This window comes from Mucilaginibacter sp. (assembly GCF_964263795.1).
Lineage (GTDB): Bacteria > Bacteroidota > Bacteroidia > Sphingobacteriales > Sphingobacteriaceae > Mucilaginibacter.
The window spans coordinates 19,575-30,699 of record NZ_CAXVWK010000095.1; the positions used below are offsets into that span (position 1 = coordinate 19,575).

10 protein-coding genes are annotated in these 11,125 nt (G+C 44.6%); all 10 read right to left on the minus strand.

What is annotated here, in order from left to right:
• Window positions 1-10: 10 nt before the first annotated feature.
• On the minus strand, window positions 11-3,508 hold the full coding sequence (locus ACE5CV_RS15615; RefSeq protein ID WP_374951123.1) for a beta strand repeat-containing protein: 3,498 nt from the start codon (window positions 3,506-3,508) through the stop codon (window positions 11-13).
• Window positions 3,509-3,531: 23 nt separating this feature from the next.
• Window positions 3,532-4,437 (minus strand): hypothetical protein, encoded by a 906-nt coding sequence (locus tag ACE5CV_RS15620; RefSeq protein ID WP_374951124.1) that lies wholly within the window; start codon window positions 4,435-4,437, stop codon window positions 3,532-3,534.
• The gene (locus tag ACE5CV_RS15625) at window positions 4,437-5,051 is read right to left on the minus strand and encodes a hypothetical protein (RefSeq protein WP_374951125.1); all 615 of its coding nucleotides are present in this window, start codon (window positions 5,049-5,051) and stop codon (window positions 4,437-4,439) included. Before ACE5CV_RS15625 ends, ACE5CV_RS15620 begins: the two co-directional genes overlap by 1 nt.
• A gap of 95 nt (window positions 5,052-5,146) precedes the next feature.
• The gene (locus tag ACE5CV_RS15630; RefSeq protein WP_374951126.1) at window positions 5,147-6,421 is read right to left on the minus strand and encodes a hypothetical protein; all 1,275 of its coding nucleotides are present in this window, start codon (window positions 6,419-6,421) and stop codon (window positions 5,147-5,149) included.
• 9 nt (window positions 6,422-6,430) lie between these two features.
• The gene (locus ACE5CV_RS15635) at window positions 6,431-6,688 is read right to left on the minus strand and encodes a hypothetical protein (protein WP_374951127.1); all 258 of its coding nucleotides are present in this window, start codon (window positions 6,686-6,688) and stop codon (window positions 6,431-6,433) included.
• 84 nt (window positions 6,689-6,772) lie between these two features.
• A complete protein-coding gene (locus tag ACE5CV_RS15640) occupies window positions 6,773-7,357 on the minus strand; it encodes a hypothetical protein (protein WP_374951128.1) in 585 nt (194 codons plus the stop codon).
• A 111-nt stretch (window positions 7,358-7,468) separates the two neighbouring features.
• On the minus strand, window positions 7,469-8,677 hold the full coding sequence (locus ACE5CV_RS15645) for a hypothetical protein (RefSeq protein WP_374951129.1): 1,209 nt from the start codon (window positions 8,675-8,677) through the stop codon (window positions 7,469-7,471).
• A 129-nt stretch (window positions 8,678-8,806) separates the two neighbouring features.
• The gene (locus tag ACE5CV_RS15650; RefSeq protein ID WP_374951130.1) at window positions 8,807-9,985 is read right to left on the minus strand and encodes a head maturation protease, ClpP-related; all 1,179 of its coding nucleotides are present in this window, start codon (window positions 9,983-9,985) and stop codon (window positions 8,807-8,809) included.
• Window positions 9,986-10,459: 474 nt separating this feature from the next.
• Entirely contained in the window at window positions 10,460-10,690 is a 231-nt protein-coding gene (locus ACE5CV_RS15655) for a hypothetical protein (RefSeq protein ID WP_374951131.1), read from the minus strand.
• Window positions 10,691-10,774: 84 nt separating this feature from the next.
• Window positions 10,775-11,125 (minus strand): hypothetical protein (locus ACE5CV_RS15660; RefSeq protein WP_374951132.1); only part of this gene is annotated, 351 nt, incomplete at its 5' end.

Sequence of the window (11,125 nt, forward strand, 5' to 3'; positions counted from 1 at the left end):
TAAATTGAACTTATTGTTGTATAGTAGCTGCAGAGGTTAGCCATACAGCAGAAGAGTACTTTGTATAGATTGCGGCGCCTGTGCTTATGTTTCCGCAGATTACTTGGTAACCCAATGGGGCCGCTGGATAAGTGCTGTTTAGCGTTGAAGCGTTGAGACTGGTAGCTGTGTTATTGAATGCGATCATATCTGGCATAGTTTCCAATCGGCCAGTTGTAGTATTTCGCCCTAAATGCATAATACCGCCTGTACTGTAAGCCGGCGGGGCACTATAAATGCCGCCCCCGAAGTATGTATTTCCGGAGTTGACGAACATCGACCAAGCAGCGCCAAGGTTCATGTTAGCACCGGCAGTCGGCGCTCCGCTTATGTAAACCGTAGCCCCGTTTGTTATATACTGTGTATTCGTGGCAGCCATTGTCGGTATATTGAATGCATGAACCGCTCCTATGCTAACAGGGGTACCGGATGTAGTAGCTGCCGCTGTGGTGTTGTAGGTGTTAACGCCTGTGCGAATGCCAAATCCGGTAGTGCCGAAATTATTAGAAGTGTTAAAAGCAATGGGGTCGATATCCAACACTGCACCCGGTACAGTTGATTTACCTAAAGCTAACCTGTTAGTGATATAGCCACTACCATTTACCTCAAAATCACCACTCATACCAACTGCGATACTTTGGCCTAAAGTAACATTGGCGTTGCCAACAGGTCCGGTAAACCAATTGCCGTAACCCTTTGTAATTGTTGTTGCGGTTGTAGAGTTAAGTGTTGCAGTTGCGTAAGCATTTATATAAGTATTGGCAACGGTACCAGATGAAGTAGTCGAAGTATAGGTTATGTTACCCTGACTTATACCCATACCCGGAGTTCCAAAATTACCACTTGTGGTAAATGTACCTGGTGATATTTGAAGCAGTGCGCCAACGTTTGAAGCGATACCTATCCCTATACGACCGGAGTAAGCGTTTGCAGCAATAACATCACCGGCAAACGTTCCTTTACCATTAAGATCGACAACAAATTTATTAACACTGTTTTGTTGAGCCCTAAGTATATCACCTGTACCCAAAAGGTTATTAATGACGGCTGCTGGATTAGCATCAGCGATATTCCTGGATATAGTCGTACCACTTGTAGCTACGGTTATCGCGGCGTTGTTGCTTGCTGCGTTATTATTTATGCCTACACCATAAAATGTACCTGACTGGGAGATCCTACCAACCGTTGAAGAATTAAACTGCCAGGCTTGAATATCACCCGTTGCGGTTGCATTATTATTATTGACTACTAACGTAGTAATATTATCAGCGATGGCCCGGGTTATACCGTTACCGGCAGTTGCGGTACCTACGCCAAAAAATCCGTTTTGAGAACCGCCAATATCTATAATACCTTTTCCGTACAAATACCCGTTAGTTTGGATACGGGCCACGTCACTACCCGCCGACTGAAACGAGGCGATGACACCGGTGCTCGTTTGGTTGACCGCGAAAGCACTGCCGGTACTGGCCGCTGTTATAGTTGAAGCTGATGAGCTTGCAAACCCCTTGGGCAAGGCTACGCCAGTGCTGCCGGCGTCCAAATAGGAAACCCATGCACCTGACACATACTGCCCAATAGTATAGGTTGCACCACCAGGTGCTCGACCTGCGCGAAATTCAGGAGAACCGTTGACATAAGTATAAGCGCCGGCAAATGGCCCGTTGTTGATTGTACCAAACTTTATAGCATCACCTGCAGCAATCTGACCTGGTATTAGAGCGTCAACATAAGGCGATAAAGCTAAAGTTTGCGCACCCACCTGCCCACTGAAATAAGCCGCCGCACCATTGAGGGTACCGGTGAGCGTACCGCCAGTAAGCCGAAGGTAGCGGATATCACCCGTAGTTGTGATATCGGTAGTTTTCGCAAATAAGATGCCATCGCTATCGCTTATGTTTTTATTATTGATAATTACACCTTGACTGTTCGAGGTATGAGTTATTGTCAAATTATTGTTCAGGTTGCCAATACTATAGTTTATAGCGGGATTTGAGCTCGCATCCTGGAAAGACAAACGCCGTCCTTGTCCGAATACGTTTGATACACCACCGAAATTTGTATTGCCGTCAAAGCTCGCACTTTGAGCAACCACTAAATTAGCTTCCAAATAAACACCCGCGCCACCTGCGAAATGCAAGTAATTATCAGTTTGTTCAGTTATAGATGAATTTAATATATCGCTACTATCGAAAAAAGTGATTGAATTACCACTCTTTATAAATTGTTGAGCAGTGAATCGATTATTAGCCGTCATTATTGCATACCTACCGTCACTTGTTGTTTTATCGTAGTAATTTGCCGGATTAGCGGGCGTGTAGTTAAAGTCTTGAGTAGTTAAGAATCGTGCCCCTCCTATGGTTTTTAAAACGCTATCCCGAAGAATTATACCTCCAGTACTGGAAGCATAGTTCCCATGAAAAATGCCCAAACCGTTACCTACCCCATTATCCATGTTAATTATGGAATACTGAGAAGTCCCATTAAGACCGACGATATTTAAGGAGTTGCCTCCATCATAATTATATTGATTTAAATTCCCATAAGTTTGAACGGAACCATAAAATCTTTGTGTACCAGTGACATGTAGATTTCCTCCGGTTGATTTAAAATATCTTTCATCAAACGCATTTAAATTTGCATCAAAAACATTGCCGGTAAGATTTAGGTAAGGACCGCTTGTATAAGTACCGGCGCCGCTAATCTGCCCAAAGACAATATCATCTGTACCTATCACCGGCGCATACAATCCGATATATGTCCATTGCGTATTCTTGTTAACTGTACCCGCAGTAACGGCTACTGTTGATGTGCTAATCTCATCGCTGCTGTCCACATCTTCAGCTCGTGTCCAGGCACCGGTGGTTACAATGTAAATCCCATTCTTGGTTTGATCCGTTTGATTGTTGACAAGTACCCGGTTACCCACTGCCACGGTAACACCGTCGATGGTTTGTAAGCCTGAAAGCGTGGTATTAGCAGTTGTTTTAACACGGACAGCGTTCTTCCAGGTTATACCGGTGATTAGATTGTCGATATAAGCTTTTGGCGCAGCCGATAAAGCGTTTGTAGGTATAGAAGATGGCAGAATCAGATCACCCGACAATGTACCACCACTCTGCTTCAAATATGGTATAGTGTCCTTGATCAAATTACCATTCGGATCAATTCCCACCCTGCCGGCAACTGTACCATTGTTTAATAGTAGGCTTACGGCATTGTTAAATTGTGTTTTTCCATTAAAAATGTTATCCGTTTTAAGGTTAGCCCGGGTTACTAGGCTGTCCTTGATCACTTTAGTCACCCAATTTCTTCTGGCGAAATTTACCCAGTTATTGTTGCTGTAACCGTAAAATGAAGTGTCACCGGCTGCGATTTTTCTATACCAAGTGAAATTCGGGCTAATAACTGTTGCGCCGTAAGGCGGGGCATCCTGGCCATAAGCTATTGTGCCTATAAGCCATAACATTATTGTATATAAAAGTCTATTTGTCATAAAGTTAGATTTGAGTATCTGATAATTATCCTGCCAGATGGATAGTTCGGCGTATCCAAACGAACTGCTGTTTGAATGGCAAATCCACCAGTACGATCTATAATTCTTTTAAGGGATAGATCAGGCCTATCCTGCAGGTTGCCATCTTCATCAGTGATTTGCACTAAAAATTCGCCGTTTCCATAATTAGGGAAGTACTCGTCCTGCCAACTGGTAATAATGATGGGATTTGGCCCGCCGGCTGCAAATTCGTGCACGTACGGTTCTTCGGGAGTAAAAAACATACTAGTACCACTGCCCCAAAGACCAGATGTTTTTGGCCCATAAAACCGGTAGATAGCCCTGTTGATATAAAAATCTCCCTCCGTTCCAATACTATTAGCCGGTGGTGATGTGCCGCTTAGTATTGTTTTACCATTCAATCCCGGCAGGCCTTCCGCCCCTTTGAGCCCCCTCGGGCCTTGCGGACCGGTTTGCATCGAAAAAACCTGCGTCCATGAACTGTTACTCCTTAGATAAAATATACCGCTAAGTGTATCAATGTAGCTGTCAGCGTTTTTCCCTGTTCCCGCGGCGGGTTCTCCCTGGCCATAAAGCAAGGTGCCATCTGCTGCATTCGCTTCGGGCAGTGTGTATACTATTGCCCAATTGCCAGCTATCTTTTGTGCAAACTGGCCGGTACTCGTTTTTAAAAATACATCACCGTTTTTCCCGATATTATTTTGTGGTAGTACGGTCCCAAATGCAATGGATGACCCGGAAGACAGGTTGCTGGTAAGGTACTGGAGTAACAGGCTAATGGAAAACTGATAGTCGACACCGTTGTTTACCAGCACTGAGACATCACTTGCAGTTATGACGCTTGATACAGGCAACTCACTTATTTTCTTGTCTGTTGCCATTAGTTTAAAAATTCAGTTAAAAATTGATTATAAGCAAGGTTATCTGCAGGGTAATTAAAATCTGTAATGTCCACACTACGTATGCGGGGACCAGCCTGCCTTGCCGACCGGTTTTGACGATTGTAATGCCATACCGGGAAATATTGAGGATGATCAACTATGAAACGTTCGGCGTCGTTACCGTAAGCATTTGCAGTGCTGCGCTGTTGCTGCACCAGCTTCACAATGTCTTTGGCAGGTAAGGCGTCGGCATTTTCATACCTTTTAGTTACGGGACCGGTGGCTGTGTAGTGGACAGCATCAGCTTCAATAAATCTTGCAAATGCAAAGTAAGATAGCACAGGCTGCAGTCCCTGATGTAAGACTATATGCCCCTGTTCATCCAGGTATTCGCTTCCGTTTAGCAGGTCTTTGTAATGTTGAGGCGCATCATCTTTAAGTATTCCGTCGGCTTCCAAATTTTTCACTAAGTCGTTATAAAGGACATAGCCGAGAAAAGATTTCAGATCCAGTTCCTGTGCCTTATGAATGAACACTTTAATACGTTCCGGCTTTACATTGGCTGCAATATCTTCGTAACGTTGTAATGTTGTAGGGATGATCAGGTTAAACATGGCAAGCCCTCCAACCTCCGCCAGCCGGCGGAGAAGTTTTTAATTTCTTCATGGATTGTGTTATTAAATATTGAAAATTTGCCGGCTGGCGTGCGTTATAGGCACATGGCTTCGGCCTCAGTTTGTTTTAAACCGTATGCATGGATAAGGGTAGCGATTTTCGATTTGGCAGGTAATGAGGATTGAAGCAATTGATTGATAGCCGCACCGGCTTTAACGCCTATCACGTCATCGGCAACGGTTGCCGGTATTGACGCGATACTCCAATTAGTTGCTAGATTGATATCGACCTGAAAATGCTGAAATATATTTTGTAATGTTTCGCTTAATTCAAGCCTGTCAGGAGCCGTATTATTGTTAAATTCAATAATAGCTTGTTTCTTTTCACCGCCATTGCTCAAGCCTGATGCTTTTTCAGCATTGATCAGTTCCTTAGGTACAGAAAACCCCTTGATAATACGGGCTTCTACAGATCGTTCGGTACTTTCAAAAAGCTTATCGTTGTTTTGTATAGCATAAGGCTGAAACTCCGGTTTGGCGCTTTCATCCTCATATTCAATTACAATTATTTTCTGTGCGCTTTTTGTGCCTTGAAAAATGCCGAGATCCCTTTCCAGTTGCGAGGGTGCCGTGCGGCCGTCACCATAATCTACGCTGTTATCCGCCTCTTCGCGGCGCAATTGCATAAAAAGCATTGTAGATGGTAAAAAACCTGTTGTTACTTCGCGGTTGTTAAAGATCTTGATGCCGGCTTCAGTTTCAAAATCTTCCCACACAGAATCGGCTTCAATTAATGGATAGTCATCTACCTGCGGGTTAAAGTAAAACAGCTGCCCCTTATACTTATCCCATCCTCCGGCAGCTTTAACCTGCTCTTTGATCACCTGCGCATCCGGATCATACCGGTCAATAAAAGCGATCTTGCTGCGCATGATATTTTTCCATGTCCTGCGGCCCCAGTCGTTGTAGATAGCATATTTGCCTGCCGTTTCGGGATTATCGGTATCGCCCATGCGGATGTCCTCAAACTTTACGTAATGGGCTGATACTATCTTAAAGTTGGCATTGTAATTAACATGGATGCCAAACCCGCAGAAAAGTGCTTTATCCGCAGCAATGGCCTTTAAAAGCCTGGCCATCGTTAAACCATTTTCGTTGACTACCAGCTTTGCTAATGCGGCATCTTCAAAGCCGTTGCCCCCGATAAATTTAGCACGCTTGTTCCAACAATCTTTAGCAGTGGGCGATTGGGCAACCAGCTCCAGCATGCGTTGCGGATAAGCATTGTCCGCATCAAAATTCAATATCCCAAAGGTTTGATTAGGCCTTACCAGGATGCGGCGTTCAATTTGTGGTAAATAGGTCTTCATCTGATTGGATTATATTGATTTGGGTATTTTTACCAGTTCAACTGGTTTAGAAATTCGTTTACGTTTTATTTTTTGTTTAATGCTATCAACGTCGTTCGCATTGTCAGGCTTTGCGCCTTGCAGGCCATCAATAAACAGCTTGGCTATATGCGGATAACGCTGCAGGTACCACTCGGCCTCTTCATCCGTAAGGTTATCATTTGTGTGTACCGCCGGCGAATTAGGAATAAACTGATGCCTGCCAGCCGTTAAAATATATTTTTTCATAATAGTTTTGAGTTTTGGGTGATGAGTGTTGAGTAGGTAATGAATTTAAAACTCATTACTCACTACTCTTAACTCAAAACTGATTTAGGCCACCAACGCTTCAAGTGCGGCAATGGTGCTTGCATATGTGGCGGTGCCACTTTGCGGCGCAATAGATACAGCACGTGGCGGGTAAGGTTCTTTCAGCTTATCCGGATTGGTCAATTTAATCTTATAACCGCCATCTAATGTTTCGTCGGCAGCATTACGTTCTGCTTCGGTAACAATCAATCCGTTTACTGCTCCAAATAATTCGATGGCCGAATTACTGTCTTTATAATTATTTACGGCAATGGCGCGAACTCGGCCATAGCCCATAGCCATCAACTGTGCTTTTACCTCTACTGATAAACCGGCGATATTAAAGTCGATCTCTTCTGTATAGCGTGGGCCAACCTGGGTTTTCGCCAGTTTGCTCATTGTGTTGAAGCTGTTGTTTGTACCTTCAAACTTGTAAATTTTAGCTGCGCTTACCGCGGTTAAGCCGGTTATGATGAGCGGATTGGCTACATCGTAAGTCAAGGTGATATCATCCTGGTTGAAAATGTAGACAACATCTTCTATACCGGATGTGATAGGACTGTCTGTTGCCAGGCTAAAGCCTGCATTTATTTTATTGTAAATTGACATGTGTTGGTGATTAGTTAAGTAGTTGATTGGGTGAATAGTTAATTGACGCTATTGGTTGATCTGGTTGCGGCAAAGCCACTCACTTAATCAACCATGTATCATTCACCGCTATCAGGCTGACAGGTAAAACAGCTCGTTGGCAAATTTATAGTTTATGGCGGCTTTCATGCGGGCCTTCATACGCACCACATTGTCGTTAGTGTAGGGCTTCATGTAAACGGTCGAAAGTTCAGATGCATCGCCTAACAAATCTACCCCAAGGAACAGGTTTGATGACCGGGCGCCTAATATGGTATTTGCCTGCCAGTGGTTCATCAGTTGCAGCGGCACACCCAGGTAATCCATCTTTTTAGGATCGGTAAAGGCATTAAGCACGTTTACCGCTTTATCTGCCTGTGCCTGCGCGTATGCATAGCCCACATGTAATGGTATTTGCAGATTAAAATCTTCCTGGCTACGGTCTGCCGGATCTAACTGGGCGTAAATGCCGGTTAACACATCCAGTACATTGCTGCTGTTAATGTAGCTAACCGTTGCCGCGGTTGATGACCCGCTAAAGGTAGCCGGTTTGCGGGTATTTACTTCGTTGTAATTACGTACCAACTTGAAAGTAGTAGCGCTGACTATTTGAATAAAGTACGATTGGCCCTGCACATCAATACCTGTACCGCCGTTAGTTGTGTCTTTACTGGTGCCGGTTACATTGGTAATGGTTACCACATCGCCGTCTTTTAAAGTAGTGGTAGAGCCAACTGTTACCACACCAAGGCCACTGATGGCAGATGCTGCCATTGAGGTGTTTGATTTGCCCAGGCCTACTTTGTAAACGCCGCTTGCTGCGGATATAGTTGGCAACAAACCTGTAAATGGTGCTGTAAATGCCGCCTCTTTAGTTGCACCCTTGCCCAGCCAGTATAATCGCTCGTTAGCAATCTGTATTTTGGTTAAGTAGCGCTGTACCATAAAGTCGCTTAGGTCAACCACACCTTCGTAATCCTGAAAAGCGCCTGGTTTAAGCTGCTGGGTTTCCCATGATTGCACCAGCTTGTCCCACTGTTCTTGTTTCATAAATTCATATACTACCGGGTCAAGGTAGCTTTCATGCTGGGCTGCGGTAGTGCCCTGGTCTGTAAACATGCCGCTTGGATCTTGCAGAACCACGTCATCATCAACATCAAGGATCACCTTGCGCGATTTAACGTCGTTAATTACGGTGAGCAGGCCACGCTTTACGGAGTCGGCCTCCAGCAGCGTGCTTGCCATGAAACCCGCCAGCGCTTCGCCGGCATAGGTGTTGTTTGTAAATGTAAATTGAGCCATTATTTGATTTAGTATTTTATTAAGTTAGATGGAGGAGCAAAGGGCAGGGGTGTTTTCGTAAGCGTGAAGCGGAGGTAATAATGATAGCTGGGGTAAGAAAATGCGCACCCGCTACAACACTCCCCGCAATTATTTTCCTACCGCTTTTTTTACTGCATTTTGCGCCAGGGGACTTTGGGGGGCAAAAAAAGGTTGTGTTTCGGCTTTAGCTTTGTTACTGCGTTTACTGCCTTCAGGCATAAAGGTGCTCTTTATCTCATTTTTGACTTCGTCGCGGGTTTGCTGAAGGCGGGTGTTGGCTTTATCGAGCGCGTTCTTTGCTTCCATAAGCAATGCGTTTTGCGCATGCAGCCGGGCTTTTACTTCCTTTACTTTGTTTTGCACATCGGCAGGTTTAAGCGATTTTTTAAATTGGTCGGCAGGCAGCATATCGTCGTCACCCTCATCTGCGGCTACAGGAGATAGTTTTTTAACCTTGCCGGTTTCTACTGTTAGCTGTTCGCCATCGGCCGTAGTGTAAGTGTCGGTAATGGCCGGCGTGGTCAGGTCTTCATCGTTGTAAACGTCGGTGCCTTCGCATAATTCGCCACTGTGATGCAGGGTACCTTTGTCGGTAATAGTTTGTTTGTTTACCACCTTTTTAAAAAAGTTCATGATCTTGTCTAAAACGGAGGTGGTCCGCTCAATTAATTCTCGGTTGTCCATGTTCATACTTGTTTTTTGGGTTAAGATCTTGTTGATGCAGCGCTGATAAACAGCGGGTGCGGTATCGGTATATTTTTTAATGAGTGCACTGTTGATGACGGTTTCGGCGTAATCTTCAATGTCATCTATAAAGCCCAGGTTAAGGGCCTGATCGGCAGTCATCCAGGTAACGGAGTTGATCAAACTGTTAACCGTAACGCCGTCTAACCCGGATTTGTCCATGTAGATCTGCGCCAGGCGCGATTGCACTACGTTGAGCATCTGCACATCTTTTAATAATTCATCGGCATTGCCGCCGCTGCCAACCATCGGTTTGTGAATCATGAGCAGGGCGTACTTGCTCATTACTATGCGGTTGCCGGCCATGGCTACTATGGATGCCGCCGACGCCGCCAGTGCGTCGATATGGGTTGTTACGTTGCCGGGGTACTTTTTAAGCAGATCATATATGGCGATGGCATCAAAAGCGCTGCCACCAACCGAACTGATATGCACCTCGACATCGGCACCGGCGGCTGCATGCAATTGTGTTTGAATATAGGCGGAGGAAAGGCTGCCAGAGCCAATGCAATCTGTTTCGGTATCGTATAAGTAGATTTTCATAGTAATGTTTTTTAGTCGGTATGTCCGAAAGTCGGTAAGAAGTATGGCGTGACTTTGCAGATAAAAAGATCATTCAATTCCTCTTTTAGTCCACTTGATTTGAATGCCGATTGGCATAATCAAAGGTCGGGATAATTAATTTTGATAGTGGTGACACAAGTGTGTCAGTTGTCTGAATCAGAATTTCGGAATTTTAAAATTTACAGAATTTGAATTTTGAAAATTTCCAAATCTTGTGAATTCTGATTCAGACGATTGAACAGTACAAATATCGGCACTATTATTTTTACTGGTGGTGACAGTAGTTTGTCAGTACCGTGATTTATTGGATTTTTCCCGATTACAAAGATGAAATTCTTTAATCAATTAAATCTGCTTAATCATGATTTACAAATATCGGTACTATTATTTTTACTGGTGGTGACAGTAGTTTGTCAGTAAGATTATTCGCACTTCGCACACAATCCCCGCACCTTAAACAGTGAAGCAGTTCAGCGCGCGCCAGATGGTGCGTTCATCTTTGCCGAACTTTGCTTCGGCTTCCAGCACGGCCTGGTTTTTGGTTATACCGCGCACCTGCACCTGAGCATGTACCCACAGATAAATTTCGCGGTAAGTAAATACTTTGGCGCTGAGGAGACCGGCCTTATACATGGCTGTAAGAATCCCATTATCAAACAACGTGTTGGCAAGTTGGATATTCATTGGATAAGTAAAAAAGTAAAATGTGAGAAGTCAAAAGGCAACGCAGGGGTGTCCCTGTTTTAATTTTGACCTTTTAATTTTGAATTATAAATTCACCCTGTTAACCGTTTGGGCCAAGATGTTTTGCTGATTGTTTACGTCCTTCACGTCTACATAAATAGGGGGGAAGTTGTTGATCATCTGGTAGGCCAGGGTGTTAGCCATATCCTTTATATCATTAACCGGCTGGTTGTAGTAACGGTTGGCGTTGCCACCATCGGTGTAGATGCCGCCTATGGCATAGCCGCGGCCCGTGTTTGGCATCGAGAAATCCCGGCCGCCATGGGCTACATTAATAGCGCTGACCAGATTACGCGCCCAGGGATTGCGCATCGCTTCAGACACTACCACCGCCTCGCCGCTGCGCAGGTAGGCATTGGTATTATCGGTACGGCT